The 19,134-nt window shown below is 52.8% G+C and carries 16 protein-coding genes; 7 read left to right on the top strand and 9 right to left on the bottom strand.

Annotation, left to right across the window (positions count from 1 at the left end; translation table 11 throughout):
• Nucleotides 1–66: 66 nt before the first annotated feature.
• Together NYE92_RS04690 and NYE92_RS04685 are read left to right on the top strand one after the other, a co-directional pair.
• A complete protein-coding gene (locus tag NYE92_RS04690; RefSeq protein WP_014593843.1) occupies nt 67–726 on the top strand; it encodes a fumarylacetoacetate hydrolase family protein in 660 nt (219 codons plus the stop codon).
• Between the two features lie 63 nt (nt 727–789).
• Nucleotides 790–1,236, top strand: a complete 447-nt coding sequence (locus NYE92_RS04685) for a YcgN family cysteine cluster protein (RefSeq protein ID WP_013026002.1) — start codon at nt 790–792, stop codon at nt 1,234–1,236.
• A gap of 41 nt (nt 1,237–1,277) precedes the next feature.
• On the opposite strand, the gene dsbB is transcribed toward NYE92_RS04685, so the two are convergent.
• Nucleotides 1,278–1,808, bottom strand: a complete 531-nt coding sequence (dsbB, locus tag NYE92_RS04680) for a disulfide bond formation protein DsbB (protein ID WP_029568834.1) — start codon at nt 1,806–1,808, stop codon at nt 1,278–1,280.
• Between the two features lie 380 nt (nt 1,809–2,188).
• Between dsbB and fadR the strand changes: the two genes are divergently transcribed.
• Complete coding sequence (gene fadR / locus NYE92_RS04675; protein WP_013026000.1) at nt 2,189–2,908, top strand: fatty acid metabolism transcriptional regulator FadR; 720 nt, start codon at nt 2,189–2,191, stop codon at nt 2,906–2,908.
• A 39-nt stretch (nt 2,909–2,947) separates the two neighbouring features.
• Here the strand turns inward: fadR and NYE92_RS04670 are convergent, their stop codons facing one another.
• A complete protein-coding gene (locus NYE92_RS04670; protein WP_013025999.1) occupies nt 2,948–4,483 on the bottom strand; it encodes a SpoVR family protein in 1,536 nt (511 codons plus the stop codon).
• A 503-nt stretch (nt 4,484–4,986) separates the two neighbouring features.
• Between NYE92_RS04670 and NYE92_RS04665 the strand changes: the two genes are divergently transcribed.
• On the top strand, nt 4,987–6,288 hold the full coding sequence (locus NYE92_RS04665; RefSeq protein ID WP_064373891.1) for a D-amino acid dehydrogenase: 1,302 nt from the start codon (nt 4,987–4,989) through the stop codon (nt 6,286–6,288).
• An 18-nt stretch (nt 6,289–6,306) separates the two neighbouring features.
• A complete protein-coding gene (dadX, locus tag NYE92_RS04660; RefSeq protein WP_259018632.1) occupies nt 6,307–7,377 on the top strand; it encodes a catabolic alanine racemase DadX in 1,071 nt (356 codons plus the stop codon).
• Here the strand turns inward: dadX and NYE92_RS04655 are convergent.
• The 6 genes from NYE92_RS04655 to yeaG all read right to left on the bottom strand — a co-directional run bounded on the left by NYE92_RS04655 (nt 7,370) and on the right by yeaG (nt 16,113).
• Nucleotides 7,370–8,563 (bottom strand): multidrug effflux MFS transporter, encoded by a 1,194-nt coding sequence (locus NYE92_RS04655; RefSeq protein ID WP_014593839.1) that lies wholly within the window; start codon nt 8,561–8,563, stop codon nt 7,370–7,372. The genes dadX and NYE92_RS04655 overlap by 8 nt on opposite strands.
• Nucleotides 8,564–8,684: 121 nt before the next feature.
• Complete coding sequence (gene wbaP / locus NYE92_RS04650; protein WP_014605710.1) at nt 8,685–10,151, bottom strand: undecaprenyl-phosphate galactose phosphotransferase WbaP; 1,467 nt, start codon at nt 10,149–10,151, stop codon at nt 8,685–8,687.
• A 376-nt stretch (nt 10,152–10,527) separates the two neighbouring features.
• Nucleotides 10,528–10,761 (bottom strand): DUF1480 family protein, encoded by a 234-nt coding sequence (locus NYE92_RS04645; protein WP_013025994.1) that lies wholly within the window; start codon nt 10,759–10,761, stop codon nt 10,528–10,530.
• A 76-nt stretch (nt 10,762–10,837) separates the two neighbouring features.
• The gene (locus NYE92_RS04640) at nt 10,838–12,565 is read right to left on the bottom strand and encodes a potassium/proton antiporter (protein ID WP_013025993.1); all 1,728 of its coding nucleotides are present in this window, start codon (nt 12,563–12,565) and stop codon (nt 10,838–10,840) included.
• Nucleotides 12,566–12,811: 246 nt separating this feature from the next.
• Nucleotides 12,812–14,086 (bottom strand): YeaH/YhbH family protein, encoded by a 1,275-nt coding sequence (locus NYE92_RS04635; RefSeq protein ID WP_259018631.1) that lies wholly within the window; start codon nt 14,084–14,086, stop codon nt 12,812–12,814.
• Between the two features lie 92 nt (nt 14,087–14,178).
• On the bottom strand, nt 14,179–16,113 hold the full coding sequence (yeaG, locus tag NYE92_RS04630) for a protein kinase YeaG (protein ID WP_259018630.1): 1,935 nt from the start codon (nt 16,111–16,113) through the stop codon (nt 14,179–14,181).
• Between the two features lie 420 nt (nt 16,114–16,533).
• Here yeaG and NYE92_RS04625 point away from each other — a divergent pair, with 420 nt between their 5' ends.
• Both NYE92_RS04625 and NYE92_RS04620 read left to right on the top strand, forming a co-directional pair.
• Nucleotides 16,534–17,283: a MipA/OmpV family protein gene (locus NYE92_RS04625; RefSeq protein ID WP_259018629.1), complete on the top strand. Its 750-nt coding sequence runs from the start codon at nt 16,534–16,536 to the stop codon at nt 17,281–17,283.
• A gap of 70 nt (nt 17,284–17,353) precedes the next feature.
• On the top strand, nt 17,354–18,205 hold the full coding sequence (locus NYE92_RS04620) for an aldo/keto reductase (RefSeq protein ID WP_015700202.1): 852 nt from the start codon (nt 17,354–17,356) through the stop codon (nt 18,203–18,205).
• An 8-nt stretch (nt 18,206–18,213) separates the two neighbouring features.
• Here the strand turns inward: NYE92_RS04620 and NYE92_RS04615 are convergent, their stop codons facing one another.
• Nucleotides 18,214–19,092 carry a D-hexose-6-phosphate mutarotase gene (locus NYE92_RS04615; RefSeq protein ID WP_015700203.1) on the bottom strand — a complete coding sequence of 293 codons (879 nt, stop codon included), beginning with the start codon at nt 19,090–19,092 and terminating at the stop codon, nt 18,214–18,216.
• Nucleotides 19,093–19,134: the final 42 nt, after the last annotated feature.

Genomic DNA, 19,134 nt, shown 5'->3' with positions numbered 1-19,134 from the left:
TCGTCTGTCAGTAACGTCAATCCGCCGACATGACTGGCATTTCGGCACTCTAAGCAGGGGATTAGCATGTATCAGCATCGTAACTGGCAAGGCGCTTTGTTAGATTATCCCGTGAGCAAAGTGGTTTGCGTGGGCAGCAACTATGCGAAACACATCAAAGAAATGGGCAGTGCGACACCGACCGAACCGGTTATTTTTATTAAGCCGCAAACGGCCTTGTGCGATCTGCGCCAGCCTTTATCTGTTCCCGATGCGTTTGGTGAAGTGCACCACGAAGTTGAGCTGGCCGTACTGATAGGCACCACCCTGAAGCAGGCTTCAGAAGCGCACGTGGCGCAAGCGATCGCCGGTTACGGTGTGGCGCTGGATTTAACCCTGCGTGACCTGCAGGCAGGCTTAAAAAAAGCCGGGCAGCCGTGGGAAAAAGCGAAAGCCTTTGATAACGCCTGTCCGGTCTCGGGATTTATTCCGGTCGCTGAGTTCTCAGGCGACCCGCAGAATACCGAGCTGAAGCTGGTGGTCAACGGTGAGGTTCGCCAGCAGGGCAACACCGCCGATATGATCCACAAAATTCTGCCGCTAATTGCACATATGAGTCAGTATTTTACCCTGCATGCGGGTGATGTCATCCTGACCGGCACGCCTGAAGGCGTGGGGCCGATGCGCTCGGGCGATACGCTTGAGGTTTCTGTTGCGGGCCACGGCATCAGCACGCGGGTACTCTAAAACTTGCATCATCGCGTCAATATCTTTATAAGGTGCGGTTTAGGCTAAATCTGGACAATCATCATGACTGAAACCCCTTTCTGGCAACATAAGCGCCTGGCACAAATGAGCGATGAGGAATGGGAATCCTTGTGTGATGGTTGTGGCCAGTGCTGCCTGAACAAATTACAGGACGCCGATACGGATGAAATCTATTTCACCAACGTCGCCTGTAATCAGCTCAATATAAAGACCTGTCAGTGTCGCAATTACGAACGTCGGTTTGAATTTGAAGAAGACTGTATCAAGCTGACGCGCGAAAACCTGACCACCTTCAACTGGCTGCCCCGTACCTGCGCCTACCGGCTGCTGGGCGAGGGGAAGCCGCTCCCGGCCTGGCATCCGCTGCGCGCGGGCTCCAAAACCGAGATGCATGCTCAACGTATTTCGGTGCGTTATATTGCGGTGCGGGAAAGCGAAGTGCGTGACTGGGAAGATCACATTATTGATCGGCCGGATCGTAACGGCTGATGCACATACATTAAAGGCTGCCAGTGGCAGCCTTTTTAACGTTAGCGGCCAAATAAATCCCGGCGCTTAGGTTTTAACGGCTGCGCGATCAGAACCAAAATGCCGACCAGCAGATAGGCAGCGAAAACACCGATCATCCACTGTGGCATGCTGAGCGACAGGAATTCCCACCCACGATCTGAGCAGTCTCCGCTGGCGACGAACACCGACGGTAGCCATTTATCCAGCGGCAGCCACGTTGGAAAACGGGCCGCGAAATCACAGGTCACAAAAGGATTGGGATGCAGCAGGATCATCGTGTGTTCGTAAGACAGCCGCAGGCCTTCCCAGGCGCTGTAGATCCAGACCAGAATGGCCACCAGCCGCAACGGTGAACGTGGTAGAAGAAACCCGATAAGCCCTGCAGCCACTACGCCAAACAGCGCACAGCGCACATAAATACACATTACACAGGGTTTGAAGCCCAAACCATGCTGGAACCACAACGCCGTAAGCTCCAAGGCCAGTGCAGAGAGGGCCAGTAATAACCAGGCCCCGCGACCACGCGAACATTGGTTTAAATATCGCAACATATTGCATTCCCTGTAAACGTTAATGCCCCGCAGTGTAAACCAAAAGTCGCTGCGCGCCATCCTGCGTTGGGTAAAAATTATGTACAAACATGACCTGGCACTGATCCAGATTAATGACTTAACAAAAATCCTGATAACCGCGTGATATTGATGTTCTTTTGCGCGTTAAATCCCGCAAGCAAGGGAACCGCGTGGTGGCAATGCGCCCGCCCAAAACGCTGAGGTAAGGCTGGCATAAATACGGCCGTAATGATCGCGGTAATCTGTCTTAATTTTGTGCTAAACCGCGCTTTTAATGGTTGTGCAGTCTGTATCCGCTATAGGGCGTCTGGTATGATGAGTCCCCATTACGATCCAGAAAGCAATGAGAACACACAGTTATGGTTATTAAGGCGCAGAGTCCAGCCGGATTTGCTGAAGAGTATATAATTGAAAGCATCTGGAACAGCCGTTTTCCGCCTGGATCTATTCTTCCTGCTGAACGTGAGCTTTCTGAACTGATTGGTGTAACACGTACCACATTGCGCGAAGTGCTGCAGCGTCTGGCGCGTGACGGCTGGCTGACGATTCAGCACGGCAAACCTACTCGCGTGAATAATTTTTGGGAAACTTCGGGTCTCAATATTCTTGAAACCCTGGCGCGTCTCGATCATGACAGCGTACCCGCCCTGATCGATAACCTGTTATCTGTCCGAACCAATATTTCTTCGATCTTTATCAGTCGCGCCCTACGCCATTATCCAGAGAAGGCACGCGAGGTGCTGGAAGCCGTAAACAGTGCTGAAGACCAGGTAGACAGCTATACCGAACTGGATTACCGGGTGTTTCGCGGGCTGGCGTTCGCATCAGGCAACCCAATTTATGGCCTGATCCTGAATGGGCTGAAAGGGCTTTACACCCGCGTTGGACGCCACTACTTTTCCAACCCGGAAGCGCGTAAGGTGGCACGCGATTTTTATCAAACGCTGCTCAACCTGTGTGACAAAGAGCCTACCCAGGACGAAATCGTTGAATGTGTCCGTCGCTATGGTCGTCAGAGTGGCGATATCTGGCATTCGATGCAAAAAACGTTGCCGGACGATTTAGGCAGCAAACGTTAATAAAAAACCGGACATGGCGTCCGGTTTTTTTTATTCCGCTTAAAGCGGGGCGTTGCGCGGTGGATTACGATCCAGTAGCTCAACGCTCCCGTCTTCGTTTTGCTGTTCCAGAATAACGTCAAATCCCCATAGTCGTTGCACGTGTTTAAGCACTTCCCGGCGGCTTTTGTCCAGCGGCGCACGGCTCTGCGGGACATAGCGCAGCGTCAGGGAACGATCGCCGCGCAGGTCGACGTTGTAAACCTGAATGTTGGGCTCCAGGTTACTCAGGTTGTACTGAGCGGAGAGCTGTTGACGAATCGCACGGTAGCCCGCCTCATCGTGGATGGCAGCGATCTCCAGAAAGTTATTACGATCGTCATCCAGTACGGTAAACAGGCGGAAATCGCGCATAACCTTTGGCGACAGGAACTGACTGATAAAACTTTCATCCTTGAATTCCCGCATCGCGAAATGCAGGGTTTTTAGCCAGTCAGAACCGGCAATATCCGGGAACCAGTAACGATCTTCTTCGGTTGGCGACTGGCAAATGCGCTTGATGTCCTGGAACATCGCAAAACCTAATGCATAGGGGTTAATCCCGCTATACCACTGGCTGTTATACGGTGGCTGATAGATGACGTTGGTATGGCTGTGGAGAAACTCCATCATGAAGCGCTCGGACACTTTGCCTTCATCGTACAGGTGGTTCAGGATGGTGTAGTGCCAGAAGGTGGCCCAGCCTTCATTCATGACCTGGGTTTGTTTCTGGGGATAGAAATACTGGCTCACCTTACGCACTATGCGCAGAATCTCCCGCTGCCAGGATTCGAGCAGGGGCGCGTTCTTTTCCATAAAGTAGAGCAGGTTTTCCTGCGGCTCTGAAGGGTAACGCGCGGCCTCAACCAGCGTGGCTTCTTTCTCTTTGCGCGGCAGCGTACGCCAGAGCGTGTTCACCTGACTCTGCAGATACTCTTCACGGCTTTTTTGCCGCGCTTTCTCTTCCTGCAACGAAATTTTCTGGGGACGCTTGTAGCGATCAACACCGTAGTTCATCAACGCGTGGCAGGAATCAAGCAGGCGTTCCACTTCTTCAACCCCGTAACGCTCCTCGCAGTCAGAAATATAATTCTTTGCAAACAACAGATAATCCACGATGGAGCTGGCATCGGTCCAGCTACGAAACAGGTAGTTATTCTTGAAGAAGGAGTTGTGCCCGTAGCAGGCGTGCGCCATCACCAGCGCCTGCATGGTCATCGTGTTCTCTTCCATCAGATAGGCGATGCAGGGATTGGAGTTGATCACGATTTCGTAAGCCAGGCCCTGCTGGCCGTGCTTGTAGCGCTGCTCGGTCTCAATAAATTTTTTGCCAAAAGACCAGTGCGAGTAGTTGATGGGCATCCCTACGCTTGAGTAGGCGTCCATCATTTGTTCTGAGGTGATCACTTCTATTTGGTGCGGGTATGTATCCAGACCGTAATGTTTGGCTACGCGGTCGATTTCAGCGAGATAGACATCGAGCAGGTCGAAGGTCCAGTCGGGTCCATCGCTGATGCGTTTGCTGTCCATGAGTGAATCGTCAAAGATTGTTGTCATAGCGCACCTCTGTTTTGGCGAACGGGCCCACGCGGTGGGGTTGCCCGTTGCGATTTATTTAAGGCTCTTCCTGAGAAAGGGAACCCAAAAAAACTGAGTGAACATATCAATGATAGTTCACTGTCGCTTATCCGATCCGGGAACTCAAACGAATTCTTTGGCAGAAAAATCATTTCAGGTTTAAGGGGTTGGGATTAAATAGCTCTACCGACTACATTGCAGGTATTTATTAGCACAATATTCTGGAATTGGACCAAAAGGCGCGCTTTGAATGATTCTCCTGAAAGTGGTGTAATTAACTATAGACAATGTCATTTATGCCTGCTTTTTTCACTATTGGCGCATAACTCTCTGAATTTAAGTGGGTGAAATGATTTTAGTTACCTGCGGATGAAAAAAGAGGTGAAATAGTTGAATTGTTTAGAGGATGTTTCCACTTTGTGATCACACTGAATGTAAACCATTGCACAGTGGATTATGCTTTTTAATTTCGCGGGGGACTTATGCACGTAGTGATTCTTGGGAGTGGCGTAGTAGGGGTAACGAGCGCGTGGTATCTGGCGCGTGCCGGACACCAGGTCACCGTGATCGATCGTCAGCCTCAGCCTGCGATGGAAACCAGTGCCGCCAATGCCGGGCAAATCTCCCCCGGTTATGCTGCCCCCTGGGCGGCGCCGGGCGTGCCGCTTAAAGCGATGAAGTGGATGTTTCAGCGCCATGCGCCGCTGGCTATCCGTCTGGACGGCAGTCGCTTCCAGCTCGAATGGATGTGGAACATGCTGCGCAATTGCGATATGCGTCACTACCAGCAAAACAAAAGCCGTATGGTCCGCCTGGCCGAATACAGCCGTGACTGTCTCAAAGCGTTGCGTGCGGAAACCGGCATCGCCTATGAAGGTCGTCAGGGCGGCACGCTGCAGCTGTTTCGAACCCAGCAGCAGTTCGACAGCGCCAGCAAAGATATTGCGGTGCTACGCGAGGCCGGTGTGCCCTATGAATTGCTGGAGGCGCACCAGCTGGCCAGCGTGGAACCGGCACTGGCAGCAACACAGCATAAACTCACTGGCGGCTTGCGCCTGCCTAACGATGAAACCGGCGATTGCCAGCTTTTCACGCAGCGTCTGGCCAAAATGGCTGAAGAGGCTGGCGTTGTCTTCCGGTTTAATACGCCGATCGATCAGCTCCTGCGTGATGGTAATCGTATTTATGGGGTGAAGTGCGGTGAGGAAGTGATCAAAGGTGACAGCTATGTGGTTGCGCTGGGATCCTACTCAACCTCGTTGATGAAAAACATCGTCGATATTCCTGTTTACCCGCTCAAAGGCTATTCCCTGACCATACCGGTGACCAATCCCGATGCCGCCCCGGTTTCAACGATCCTCGATGAAACCTATAAAGTGGCGGTGACACGCTTCGATAACCGTATTCGCGTCGGCGGTATGGCGGAGATTGTGGGTTTTAACACCAAACTGCTGGAGGCGCGTCGCGAAACGCTGGAGATGGTGGTCACAGATCTTTATCCTGAGGGAGGAGATGTCAGTCAGGCCAGCTTCTGGACCGGTCTGCGTCCCATGACGCCAGACGGGACGCCGGTGGTCGGTGCCACGCCGCTTTCGAATCTTTTCCTGAATACCGGCCACGGCACCTTGGGATGGACAATGGCGTGCGGCTCCGGTCAGTTACTGGCTGACGTCATATCCGGTACCTCATCCGCGATAGCCGCGGACGATCTTACCGTCTTTCGTTATTTACCCGGTTTTGCGGCGACCCGATCGCCGCTTCATAACGTTAACGCAGTACGTTAAGCCTTCAGGGAGAGGAATATGTCACGTCCAATTGTCGCGACCATCGATCAACAGGCGTTGCGACATAATCTGGCGATTGTGCGCCGGGCGGCCCCGACGTCACGCGTCTGGTCAGTGGTGAAAGCCAACGCTTACGGTCACGGCATCGCCCGCGTATGGGAAAGCCTGTCCGCCACGGATGGTTTCGCGCTACTCAACATGGAAGAGGCCATTTTGCTGCGCGAGCAGGGCTGGAAGAAGCCGATATTGCTGCTTGAAGGCTTTTTTCACCCTGACGATCTGGCATTGATTGATCGCTACCGGCTGACGACCAGCGTGCACAGCAACTGGCAAATTCACGCCCTGGCAAACGCCACGCTCTCTGCGCCCGTTGATCTCTATCTCAAGATCAACAGCGGCATGAACCGGCTGGGGTTTCGTCCTGAACAGGTCAACGGAATCTGGCATAAGCTGCGTGCGCTCGAAAATGTCGGAGACATTACCCTGATGGCGCACTTTGCCGATGCGGAAAATCCTGACGGAATCGTCGAGCCGCTTAAACGCATCGCACAGGCTACGGAAGGGCTGGACAGTCCGGTGTCATTATCCAATTCGGCCTGCACGTTGTGGCATCCTGAAGCGCATTACGACTGGGTACGTCCGGGCATCATCTTGTATGGCGCTTCGCCAAGCGGGAACTGGCAGGATATAGCCAGCAGCGGACTAAAACCGGTCATGACGCTGAGCAGCGAGATTATCGGCCTACAGCAGCTGCAGGCCGGTGATGGCGTCGGCTATGGCTATCGCTATCATGCAACCCAGCCGCAGCGTATCGGCGTGGTTGCCTGCGGTTATGCGGACGGCTATCCACGTCATGCGCCGACAGGAACCCCGGTTGCCGTTGACGGGATAATGACGCAGGTTGTCGGCGCGGTTTCGATGGATATGATAACGGTGGATCTCACGCCGTGCCCGCAGGCTGGCATTGGCTCGTCCGTGGAGTTATGGGGGGAAAATGTCAAAATCGATCAGGTGGCGAAAGCAGCCGGAACGGTGGGCTATGAGCTGATGTGCGCGCTGGCCCCACGCGTTCCGGTTAAAATCAGTTAACGGCGGTAATCCGGCTTTGCATTTTCTTACTGCAGCGCCAGGCCAGGAAGGCCAGCGCTGCGCCCAGCAGCATCATCAACGTTAATGACAGTTTCTCCGCTACCGGCAGAGCCACCACGATCAGGCTGCCTGCTGCGCCTCCCGCCATCTGGATAAATCCCTGCAGCGCCGAGGCCACGCCTGCCTGCTGCTGATAGGGTTCCAGCGCATAGCTGGTGGCTGGCCCAACGGTGAAAGCCAGCCCGGCTACGGCGACCGCCACCGGGAACATATACAGCGCCCAATGGAACTGCAGGCTGTCAGGCAACAAGGTCATTCCCGCCACGAGCAGAACGGCACCCGTCAACATGGTGATAAAACCGATGGCAAGGCAAAACGGTCGGCCCGCTTTGCGAATCGCTTTATTCACCACCACGCTGACCAGCATGATCCAAAAACCATTTGCACCAAAGGCAAACGAGAAGGCCAGAGGCGAAAGTCCCCCTTCGGTCATTAATACCTGCGGGGCCAGCGAGACATAGGTCAGCACCATCCCCAGCGCGCCGGCATTGGCAAAGGCAAACGCCAAAAAGCGCGGCTGGCGAAGAATCGCGGCGTACTGGTTTACCGGAAGGCCCTTCACGCGCAGCGTATCCGCCGGACGCGTTTCAGGCAGCCAGATGATGACCATCAGCATCACGACTGCCGCATAGGCACACAGGAACCAGAACGGCGCGCGCCAGTCGAAGGCGCTGGCCAGAATGCCACCCAGCAACGGCGCCAGAGCAGGCACAATATTCAGTGCCCCGTTCAGGAAGCCGTAAGCCCGGGCAGCGTCATCACCACTGAGTCGGTCACGCACGCCGCTAAAAGCCACCACCGCGCTGCAGCAGACCGCGCAGCCCTGAACCAGTCGGGCAATTAAAAATAGCGGGAAAGTGGTCGCCGTCGCGGCAATGACGCTGCCGGCGATGTACAGCGCCAGGCCCAATAAGGCGACGGGCTTACGGCCATAGTTGTCCACCAGCGGGCCACTGACCAACTGTCCCAGCCCCATAATCAGTAAGAAAAGCGGGATCGTGGTTTGTACCAGGGCGACGGGCGTCGATAAGCCTTCAGCAATCTGCGGCAGCGTGGGTAAATAGAGATCAATGCCTAAAGGTGCCAGCAGCACCAGGCTCAATAGCAATAAGGTATATTTTTGCATAGCAACCAGAGGGTAAACGTTCGATAAAGCGAGGAAAGAGGGTAATGATTAACAGCGAAAAAGGAAAGCAAATTACCTGGAGAAATGGCGATGCCTGCTGAAACAGGCATCGCATGCTAAATCAGTAGGCGCCGTCGCGGCGGAAAACCACACCGGCCGTTTTAAACAGGATGGCGATGTCTGTCCATAACGCCCAGTTTTTAACATACCAGGAGTCGAAATAGACGCGGGTGTCGTAATCGATATCGTTACGTCCGCTGACCTGCCATAGCCCAGTCATACCCGGTTTCGCCATCAGGTAGTAATCCACATCGCCGGCGTAGCGCTCAAGCTCAGCCTCAATTACCGGACGCGGCCCCACCAGGCTCATCTCCCCGCGGATCACGTTCCACAGCTGCGGCAGCTCATCCAGGCTGGTTTTACGCAGGAAGCCGCCGATGCGGGTAATACGCGGATCCTTCTTGAGCTTAAAGTCTTTGTCCCATTCCCGACGCGCTTCTTCACTGGTTGCCAGCAAGCTTTCCAGCACCTCTTTGGAATTGGTCACCATTGAGCGGAACTTCAGACACTTGAACTTTCTGCCATCCTGCCCGATACGTTCGTGACCATAGATGGCATTGCCCCCATCACGCTTGACCATATAGCAGAGCAGGGCAAAGACCGGCGCCAGGAACAGCAGCAGTAACGACGCCACAACAATATCGAAACTGCGCTTCAGGAAACGTGACGAATGCTTTGCCAGGTTGTTACTGACGCGCAAAATCATCACTTCATGGCTAAAGATAAACGACATATCCGTGCCGTAAAGCGGGACGCCACGCAGGGTTGGGATCACCGACACTGACCGGCAGTTCATTTTTGACAGAAACTTCAACCAGCGATCGCGCTCCGGCTGCTGCTCGTACTCCATCGCGACAATAAACTGCACGTTGTCGCGATCGATGGTGCTCCAGTTAATATCGTTGGCAGAAATGACCGGTACGCCATTCACGCTCTGCTGCAGCGGCGCATCTTCTACGGAAATAAATGCCTGAACGTTATATCCCAGGATTTCTTCACTTTGTAAGGCCGCATAGGCTTCGGTAGCGTTACGGCCAGAGCCAATAATGATGGTTTCTTTTTGCCACTGACCGGCTTTATTAATGGCACTTTTAACGCCTGCGCGCAGCAGCGGCAGCAGCAGCAGGGCATAGCTCCAGCTGAACACCCACACCATGCGGGAGAAGTCCCATTTAGAAAACGCGATTAATGCCAGATCGAGCAGGGAGAAAACAACCAGTGTTTTCACAATTTCTTTCAGTTCGAACCAAAAGGGTTTGCGGTAGGTGTAGTGACGCAGGCGCATCCAAAACCAGCCGGTACATAATACCGACATAATAAACTGCGCAATAAAACGGTTTTCAATTTGATGCGGCGGAATAAACGCATCCAAATCTCCCCAAATACCCTGCACGGTAGCGGCAGAGAGAAACAGCGCCAGGTTCAGCGCAATAAGGTCTGAAAAACTCAGTGCAAACTTTACCAGAATATTCTTACGAAGACCGCTCCATGAGCGACTCGCATTGTTTATTACCATTGTACTTGCCATAAAACCTGCTCTCTTAATTAAGTAAAAGATGGCCTGACCAGAATCAAGTACGCGTTCAGGGGTTAACGACTGAAAACCCGAAACCGGGATGTTTTCAGTTTGTTACAGTCATTAGAGCCATTGATGCTACAAATAAACCGTTACTAAGCGTGATTTGAGTCACGTAAAATTGCAGCACTGAAAGAGAGTATGCAGGAGATATTTGACGGAGTTAATACGGAAGAATTCTTAAAAAACCAGGTGAAAATTGCGCAGAATTGGCTTAAATGGCTGATTTGGAAAATAATATTTTAAAAGTATAACCTATAAGACGTGCGGCCAGGGCCACTTTTTAGGAATTACCGCCAAATCAACTGACTGGCGGTAATACTCAGGCTCAGGCCGGTTCTTTTAATACCCACCGGTCTTGCTGCTTATCGTAGTGAGCGATATGTAAAATGACCTCTTTATCGTCGATCCATGCCGGAACGCTGGTGTCGTGATCCCAGCCGTCGAGCTGATAGCTCAGTCCGGGGTTGGTGTGGCAGGGAATACTCACTGTCAGCGGTTTTTCGCTGCTGAATTCTGCATCGACAATTTCGTAGCGACCAATTTTAACCACGTGACCCATGGATAACTCCCGTTTTCACTGAATGTTATAAAAGCGTAGTGCAATTCAGCCCATTTAACGCGCCAGCGAAGTAAGATTATTCTTTGTCTTCACTTGGGCGCACACCAATTTTCACAATCTGATTATCTTCTTTTTCCGCCACGGTCCAGGTCAGTTGATTCCATTCAACCTGATCGCCCACGACGGGCGTGCCACCCAGCATGCCAAGCATCAGCTGCCCGAGCGATTGTTGAGCATTGGTCTGTTCGTCCAGTTCAAGGCCGTAGATTTGCGCCACGTCGTTCAGGCGCGCGTCGGCATCCAGAATAAAGTCACCAAAGAAACGCTGGTCCAGCGCGACGGGCGGCGACTGACTGAACATTTTTCCTAGCGCAGGCAGGTCACGCTCACGTCCAATCACGCAGATAACGTCGTTTTCTTTTAATCGTGTCGCCCCGTTGGGATGCATCAGCACATTATCCCGAAACAGGGCAGCAATGCGGGTTTCACGCGGCATCTGTAAATCACGCAGCGCAGCGCCCACGCACCATTTGTCGGCACTGAGCTGGTAAACAAACTGCTCCCAGGGATTTTCCGGGTGGATATCTAACCCAATTCGGCTGACAGGCGATGCCGTGGGCGGTACCACCACTTTGGCTTTTTTTGCCGCATAGCCCAGCGAGGTGCCCTGCAGCATCAGGGAGACCAGCACGACAAAGAAGGCGATGTTGAAATAGAGTGATGCGTTTTCAAGTCCGGCCATCATCGGGAATACCGCCAGGATGATCGGAACCGCGCCCCGCAGGCCTACCCAGCTGATAAAAATCCGTTCACGGCCTGTAAAACCGCGGAAGGGCAACAGGCCGATAAACACGGAGAGGGGGCGCGCAACCAAAATCAACCACAGGGAGAGGATCATTGCCGGAACCGCAATATGCCAGAGATCGGAAGGTGTGACCAACAGGCCCAGCACGATAAACATCCCTATCTGACTGAGCCACGCCATACCGTCAAAGGTTTGCAGAATGCCAAATCGGTTACGGATGGGGCTGTTACCCAGTAAAAAGCCGCACAGATACACGGCCAGAATGCCGCTGCCTTCCAGCACCGTTGTCAGGGCGAACACCAGAATCCCGCCGCTGAGTGCCAACAAGGGATACAGGCCGGGTGCCAGGTTGATGCGGTTTATGAGCTGCTGCAGGGCCCAGCCGCCGCCCAGTCCAAGTACGATGCCCAGGCCGAACTGTTGGATGAGATGCACGAGAAACATCCAGTCAAGACCGGTTTTGCCCTGCTCGATCATTTCAATCAGCGTGATAGTGAGAAACACGGCCATGGGATCGTTGCTGCCTGACTCAATTTCCAGCGTTGAGCTGACGCGTTCGTTCAGGCCTTTATCCCCAAGCAGTGAAAAAACGGCTGCCGCATCGGTAGAGCCGATAATGGCACCGATCAGAAAGCCCTGCATCATATCCAGCCTGAAGAGCCAGGCCGCGGCCACGCCGGTCAGGCCAGCCGTAATCATTACGCCTACCGTTGCCAGTGACAGGGCCGGCCCCAGCGCCACCTTGAAGGAGCTGGCTTTGGTACGCATCCCACCGTCCAGCAGGATAATCGCCAGAGCAAGGTTAGAGATAAGGTAAGCGGCGGGATAGTTATCGAAGGCGATGCCGCCAATGCCATCCACGCCGGCCAGCATGCCCAGTGCCAGAAATATCACCAGAATAGGAATGCCAAGACGGGATGAAAAAGAGCTGAGTAAGATACTCGACGCAACCAGCACGGAGCCAATAATAAAAAGACTATAAACAATAGTGTGGTTCAAACGCGGTCTCCTGAGATTCGGCAGTCAATGTCAGCTAATGTGTAGAAACATCCATGCTATCTCTGCAAGATAATGTTTTATCAATGAGTTGTCATGGTCATTTTGCAATTTATATCAATTGCTAATGCCTTGGTTAATCCGGTTAAACGATATTAATAGAGGAGTTGGAGGAGTTGTTGCAGGAAAGGCCATGTTTTAACAGGTTATTACGCAAAAAAAAAGCCGACAGAGCGTCGGCTTGATGTGTCAGGCTTCCATCGCCTGCTTGTGAAACAGTTCACGGAAGACCGGATAGATATCCTCCGGCTCGCGAATGTGCTGGATCGCAAAGTTATCAAATACAGACTGCAGATGTTCATATTCGCGCCACAGTGTCTGATGCGCGCGACGCGTGATTTCAATGTAGGTGTAGTAACGGACGACCGGTAAAATGTTCTTTGACAGAATCTCGTGGCACAGGGGGGAATCGTCGGCCCAGTTGTCGCCATCGGAGGCCTGCGCGGCATAGATATTCCACTGAGCCGGATCGTAACGCTCTTTCACCACGTCATCCATGAGCTTAAGAGCACTCGACACGATAGTCCCGCCAGTTTCCTGTGAGTAGAAAAACTCCTGCTCATCAACTTCTTTCGCCTGAGTATGGTGGCGAATGTAGACCACCTCGACATTTTTATAGGTTCGACTCAGGAACAGATAGAGCAAAATATAAAAACGTTTTGCCATGTCCTTGGTGGCCTGGTCCATTGAACCCGAAACGTCCATCAGACAGAACATCACGGCCTGGCTGGACGGCTCAGGGCGTTTTTCAAAATTTTTATAGCGTAAATCAAACGTATCAATGAAGGGCACCCGATCGATACGTGCTCGCAGCTCGGCAATTTCTTTGCGTAAGCGCTCCTCTTCGAGCAACTGAGCCGGTTCAGATTTTTCAACCGTCGTCAGCGCATCCTCAAGCTCATGCAGCTGGCGGCGCTTACCTGCGGTCATCGCCGTACGGCGCGCCAGCGAGTTCTGTAGCGAGCGTACCACGCTGATGTTGGCCGGTACGCCATTAGACGTAAAACCGGCGCGGTGGGTTTTATACTCATTCAGCTGGCGATGCTGGTTTTTACGCAGGTTGGGCAGGGCCAGGTCTTCAAACAGCAGGTCCAGATATTCATCTTTAGAAATCTGAAAAACAAACTCATCCTGACCTGCACCGTCCTGACCGGCGTTGCCCTGGCCTGAACCGCTGCCACCGCCGCCTTGCGGCCGCTCCACGCGGTCATTTTGCACAAAGTGATCGTTGCCGGGATGGACGCGATGGCGCTGACCGCCGCGTCCCTGATGGAAAATCGGTTCGTTGATGTCATCAATAGGAATAGAAACGGATTCGCCACTGCTGACGTCGGTGACCGAGCGTTTGTTAATGGCCTCGGAGATCGACTGCTTAATCTGAGACTTGTAACGACGCAAGAAGCGCTGGCGGTTGACCGCACTCTTGTTTTTACCGTTTAGTCGGCGATCGATAAAATAGGCCATGATGTTCCCCCAAACTACATTGCAAGCAGGCCGGGTTGTCCCGACCTTAAGAGACCGGTGCTATCCCGCGCCGGTTTGCTTACAGACTCTGATCAGGACGATTTACGCACGCGCAGATACCATTCACACAGCAGGCGAACCTGTTTGCGGGTATAGCCTTTTTCCATCATGCGATCGACAAAATCATCGTGTTTCTTCTGCTCATCCGTAGAGGTTTTCGTGTTAAACGAAATAACCGGCAACAGCTCCTCGGTATTCGAGAACATTTTTTTCTCAATCACCGTACGCAGTTTCTCATAACTGGTCCAGTTTGGATTGCGGCCGTTATTGTGCGCACGCGCACGCAGCACAAAATTGACAATTTCATTGCGGAAGTCTTTAGGATTACTAATCCCGGCAGGCTTCTCGATTTTCTCCAGTTCCGCATTGAGCGACTCACGGTCAAAAAGCTGTCCGGTGTCAGGGTCACGATATTCCTGATCCTGGATCCAGAAGTCGGCATAGGTAACATAGCGATCGAAAATATTCTGACCATATTCGGAATAGGATTCCAGATAAGCCGTCTGAATCTCTTTGCCAATAAACTCAGCGTATTTCGGAATTAAATAACCTTTTAGGTGCTCAAGGTATTTTTCCGCTTGCTCCTGTGGGAACTGCTCGCGTTCAATTTGCTGCTCCAGCACATAAAACAGGTGAACAGGGTTGGCTGCCACTTCAGTGTGATCGAAGTTGAAGACGCGGGACAGAATCTTAAAGGCGAAACGGGTTGACAGCCCGTTCATCCCTTCGTCGACGCCGGCGTAATCATGATACTCCTGCCAGGACTTCGCCTTAGGATCGGTATCTTTCAGACTTTCACCGTCATACACACGCATTTTTGAGTAGATACTGGAGTTATCCGGGTCTTTAAGTCGCGAAAGGATAGAGAATCTCGCCAGCGTTTCCAGGGTGCCGGGTGCGCAAGGCGCGGTAGACAACTCACTGTGGTTCAGCAGCTTCTCGTAAATCTTAATCTCTTCGGACACGCGCAGGCAGTAAGGCACCTTAACAATATACACACGGTCAAGGAACGCCTCGTTGTTTTTGTTGTTGCGGAACGTCACCCACTCCGATTCGTTCGAGTGGGCCAGAATGATACCGTTAAACGGCAGGGCGGAAATGCCTTCTGTACCGTTGTAGTTACCTTCCTGGGTGGCGGTCAACAGGGGATGTAGCACTTTAATCGGTGCTTTAAACATCTCCACAAATTCCATGATGCCTTGGTTAGCCCGGCACAGCGCGCCCGAGTAGCCGTAAGCATCGGGATCGTTCTGCGCATGGTTTTCCAGTTTACGAATGTCCACCTTGCCGACCAGCGCGGAGATATCCTGGTTGTTTTCGTCGCCCGGCTCTGTTTTAGCAATAGCTAACTGCTCCAGAATCGACGGCCACACTTTCACCACTTTAAAGCGGGTGATATCCCCGCCGAAATCATGGAGGCGTTTAGCCGCCCATGGCGACATAATGGTGCCAAGGTAGCGGCGCGGCACGCCGTACTCTTTCTCCAGAATATTGGCGTCTTCCTGAGGATTAAACAGGCACAGTGGATGATCGTTGACCGGGCTCCGTTCGCCATCGGCGCTCAACACATAGATAGGAACGCGTTGCATCAGGGATTTGAGACGTTCCGCCAGCGAGGATTTACCGCCCCCGACCGGACCCAGCAGATAGAGAATTTGTTTCTTCTCTTCAAGGCCTTGTGCCGCGTGTTTCAAATAAGAGACGATCTGTTCAATCGCTTCTTCCATACCGTAAAACTCTTCGAACGCCGGGTAACGGCCCATTACCCGGTTAGAAAAGATTCTGGAAAGACGTGGCTCCTGAGCGGTGTCCACCATCACGGGTTCACCGATTGCCATTAACAGTCGCTCTGCGGCGTTGGCGTATGCACTGCGATCCTGTTGACAGATTGTCAGAAATTCCTGCAGTGTGAACTCTTCGTCCTTGGCAGCTTCATAACGCTGACGATAATGATCGAATATATTCATAGCGATGCCCGTCCTTTCGTTTTTAGCACAGGTAAAGGAGCAATAATCAGTGCTCGTACAGCTCCCGGAAGATATTATCTGTTAGTACAGCAACCCTTATGCCAACCTGATCATTGTTATCGGGATGCACAACATTTATGACGACACTCTTGCAACAAAACCTCGGGTATTAAGTTTAACTGTAGAAGGCATTCAGAAAATTTCATCATAGATTTTTGATTAGTGAGCCACATATCAATAACAAAATCATTTTGTTGCGAAACCTTTTTGACAGGGTAATGGCGAATTTGTGATGCCTCCAACCCGGTTATGCCACATTCCGCCATAAATGCGGTAGATGATTTTCATATAAGGTTAATTCAGTCTGTAAAAAGCGTTAGACTGTATGAGTGATTGTTATATTTATGGAATGAATAAATTGTGAACCAATTCAAACTTAACACGCTTATCGCGCTTATCCCTTGTTATTTTCTGGGGCATTTAGTACAAGCCGCACCTTTATCGCTTGGCGCATCAGTGATTTATGCCCAGTCGCCTTACCGGGGTGGGCAGGACCGCTATTTGCCTGTGCCCATCATCAATTATGAAGGAGAAAACTTCTGGTTTAACACGCTGCAGGGCGGCTATTACCTGTGGAAAGACCCGCAGGATCAGCTGTCTCTGACCCTGCTCGGCTCGCCCCAGGAGTATGACCCCGGTGATAACGATCTGGGGGATATGAAAGGGCTGGATAAGCGCCGTATGACGCTGATGGGCGGGGCAACCTACCGACATACTGCAGACTGGGGGATTATCCGTACCTCACTGCTGGGCGACCTGCTCAACAACAGCAACGGGATCATCTGGGACCTGACCTATCTCTACCGCTTCAACTTCGGTGACTTTACCCTGACACCGGGCATCGGGGCGATGTGGAACAGCGCGAACCAAAACCGCTACTACTATGGTGTTTCCGGCAATGAGAGCGATCGCACCGGCATCAGCCGCTACCATCCTGATGACAGCTGGTCGCCCTATGCTGAGCTGAACGCCAGCTACAGTATTACGCCGCAGTGGAATGCCAACCTGTCCGGTCGCTATACGCGTTTTGCCAGTGAAATCAAAGACAGCCCTATGGTCGAAAAAAGTGGGCAGTTCACAATCTGGACCGGTGTCAGTTACAGCTTCTGATTTGCACCCTAAGAGGGCAGGCGTTGCCCTCTGATCGTTTGTCTGCTCTACAACAGTGCAGGAAAGTCAAATGGCACAACGTCTCGATGTTGCGGGTCACCAGGGCATCCCGGCTATTGGCCTCGGAACCTGGTACATGGGCGAGGACAGCGCTCGCCGTCAGCAGGAAGTCACAGCGCTTCAGGCGGGTCTGGATGCAGGCCTGAAAATTATCGATACGGCAGAAATGTATGCCGATGGCAGAGCGGAAGAGGTGGTCGGCGAGGCATTAAAAGGGCGCCGCGATAGCGCGCTGCTGGTATCGAAAGTCTACCCATGGAATGCCGGTGAAGATGATGCGATAGCGGCCTGCGAAGCCAGCCTGGGCCGTTTGCAAACCGACCGTATTGATCTCTATCTGCTGCACTGGCGCGGCAGCGTCCCGTTGGAAGAGACGATTCGCGCCATGCAAAGGCTTCAGCAGCAGGGGAAGATTGTTCACTGGGGCGTTTCAAATTTTGACAGCGATGACATGGACGAGCTCTGGGCGGAACCCGGGGGCGAAGCATGTGCGACGAATCAGGTCCTTTACCATCTCGCCTCTCGCGGTATTGAGTACGACCTGTTACCGCAGTGTCAGCAGCGTGCTGTGCCGATCATGGCATACTGTCCGTTGGCACAGGCAGGGCGGCTGCGCAGCCATTTGTTCTCTGAGCCCACGCTGGTCGCTTTGGCTCAGCAGAAAGGCGTGACGGTTGCACAGCTGCTTCTGGCGTGGGTAATCCGCGCTCCCGGCGTGATGGCTATTCCTAAAGCCAGTTCCCTTCAGCACGTCCGGGAAAATGCCGCGGCACTGGATATCACCCTGAGTGATGAGGCGTGTTTCCTGATCGACAAGGCTTTCCCGCCACCGCGGCATAAAATGCCCCTGGACGTGGTGTGAATTAAGCGTTAATTCACTTTCCCTTTCAGACGGATCGTGGTGGCCAGCCGGGCCGGTTTTTCGCCCGCGCTGCGTAACGGTTTGCTGATTCGCGCCGTTTCCACGCACACCATGGTTTTATACCCTTCGTTGGGCATGTCCGTCATACTGCAGGAGAGTTCGACGCCGGGGTTCCACGTGACAACGTCACTATGATGGTGGTGATAGACTTCAATCTGGCGCTTTCCAGCCTGATCGTTAATCACCGAACAGTCATTGGCCGAGGTGAAAATACGGTCAACCCGGGTGGTAAAGCGCTGTTTGCCGTCGCCCGTGCCTGGCTGATTGTCGTTAACCTTGTCGATATAGTGCTCACCCAGACCCGACACCTCTACGCCGTTGATATCCGCCACGTTAAAGTAGCTGTGCAGGGCGGCGGTGGACGTGTAGTCGCCATAGGCTTCCAGTTCGATCTCACAGTGCTGCCCCAGGCGGAAACGGGCGATTAACGTGAATTCATGTGGCCACAGCTTTAAGGTTTGCGGATTACTTTCCAGCACCAGCGTCAAGATAACGCCATCTTCGTTTTCGTCATGGGCGGACAGCGTCCACGACTGGTTACGGGCAAAACCGTGTGCGGGTTCACCTGCGGGGCCAAACCAGGGCCAGCAAATGGGAATGCCGCCTCGAATCGCTTTGCCTGGTGAGAAGGGGCTTTTGTCACTTAGCCACAGGACAGGTTTCTCCCCGCTGGGCTGCCAGGCGATGAGATGCGCGCCCTGTAACGTGATAGCTGCGCGCACGCGGGGATGACTAACGACGATAGTCGGAAGTTCGCCCACCTGACGCTGTGACAGGTAAGGCGTAATCTGTTTAATGACGGGAAGAGAAAAAAGTTTGTCTTGCATGCCCGACTCCTTACGAAAGGGATCAAAAAAAGGGTGACCGAA

This window comes from Pantoea sp. B566, assembly GCF_024793925.1.
Lineage (GTDB): Bacteria > Pseudomonadota > Gammaproteobacteria > Enterobacterales > Enterobacteriaceae > Pantoea > Pantoea ananatis.
The sequence above is the reverse complement of the archived record's forward strand: the minus strand, read 5'-3'. Positions and strand labels throughout refer to the sequence as shown.

Bases quoted from the DNA above. Each gene is read 5' to 3' on its own strand.
- fadR (WP_013026000.1), top strand. From the start codon at position 2,189: ATGGTTATTAAGGCGCAGAGTCCAGCCGGATTTGCTGAAGAGTATATA.
- yeaG (WP_259018630.1), bottom strand. From the start codon at position 16,113: ATGAATATATTCGATCATTATCGTCAGCGTTATGAAGCTGCCAAGGAC.
- NYE92_RS04665 (WP_064373891.1), top strand. From the start codon at position 4,987: ATGCACGTAGTGATTCTTGGGAGTGGCGTAGTAGGGGTAACGAGCGCG.
- dsbB (WP_029568834.1), bottom strand. From the start codon at position 1,808: ATGTTGCGATATTTAAACCAATGTTCGCGTGGTCGCGGGGCCTGGTTA.
- NYE92_RS04655 (WP_014593839.1), bottom strand. From the start codon at position 8,563: ATGCAAAAATATACCTTATTGCTATTGAGCCTGGTGCTGCTGGCACCT.
- NYE92_RS04645 (WP_013025994.1), bottom strand. From the start codon at position 10,761: ATGGGTCACGTGGTTAAAATTGGTCGCTACGAAATTGTCGATGCAGAA.
- NYE92_RS04635 (WP_259018631.1), bottom strand. From the start codon at position 14,086: ATGGCCTATTTTATCGATCGCCGACTAAACGGTAAAAACAAGAGTGCG.
- NYE92_RS04690 (WP_014593843.1), top strand. From the start codon at position 67: ATGTATCAGCATCGTAACTGGCAAGGCGCTTTGTTAGATTATCCCGTG.
- NYE92_RS04615 (WP_015700203.1), bottom strand. From the start codon at position 19,092: ATGCAAGACAAACTTTTTTCTCTTCCCGTCATTAAACAGATTACGCCT.
- NYE92_RS04670 (WP_013025999.1), bottom strand. From the start codon at position 4,483: ATGACAACAATCTTTGACGATTCACTCATGGACAGCAAACGCATCAGC.
- NYE92_RS04620 (WP_015700202.1), top strand. From the start codon at position 17,354: ATGGCACAACGTCTCGATGTTGCGGGTCACCAGGGCATCCCGGCTATT.
- NYE92_RS04685 (WP_013026002.1), top strand. From the start codon at position 790: ATGACTGAAACCCCTTTCTGGCAACATAAGCGCCTGGCACAAATGAGC.
- wbaP (WP_014605710.1), bottom strand. From the start codon at position 10,151: ATGGCAAGTACAATGGTAATAAACAATGCGAGTCGCTCATGGAGCGGT.
- dadX (WP_259018632.1), top strand. From the start codon at position 6,307: ATGTCACGTCCAATTGTCGCGACCATCGATCAACAGGCGTTGCGACAT.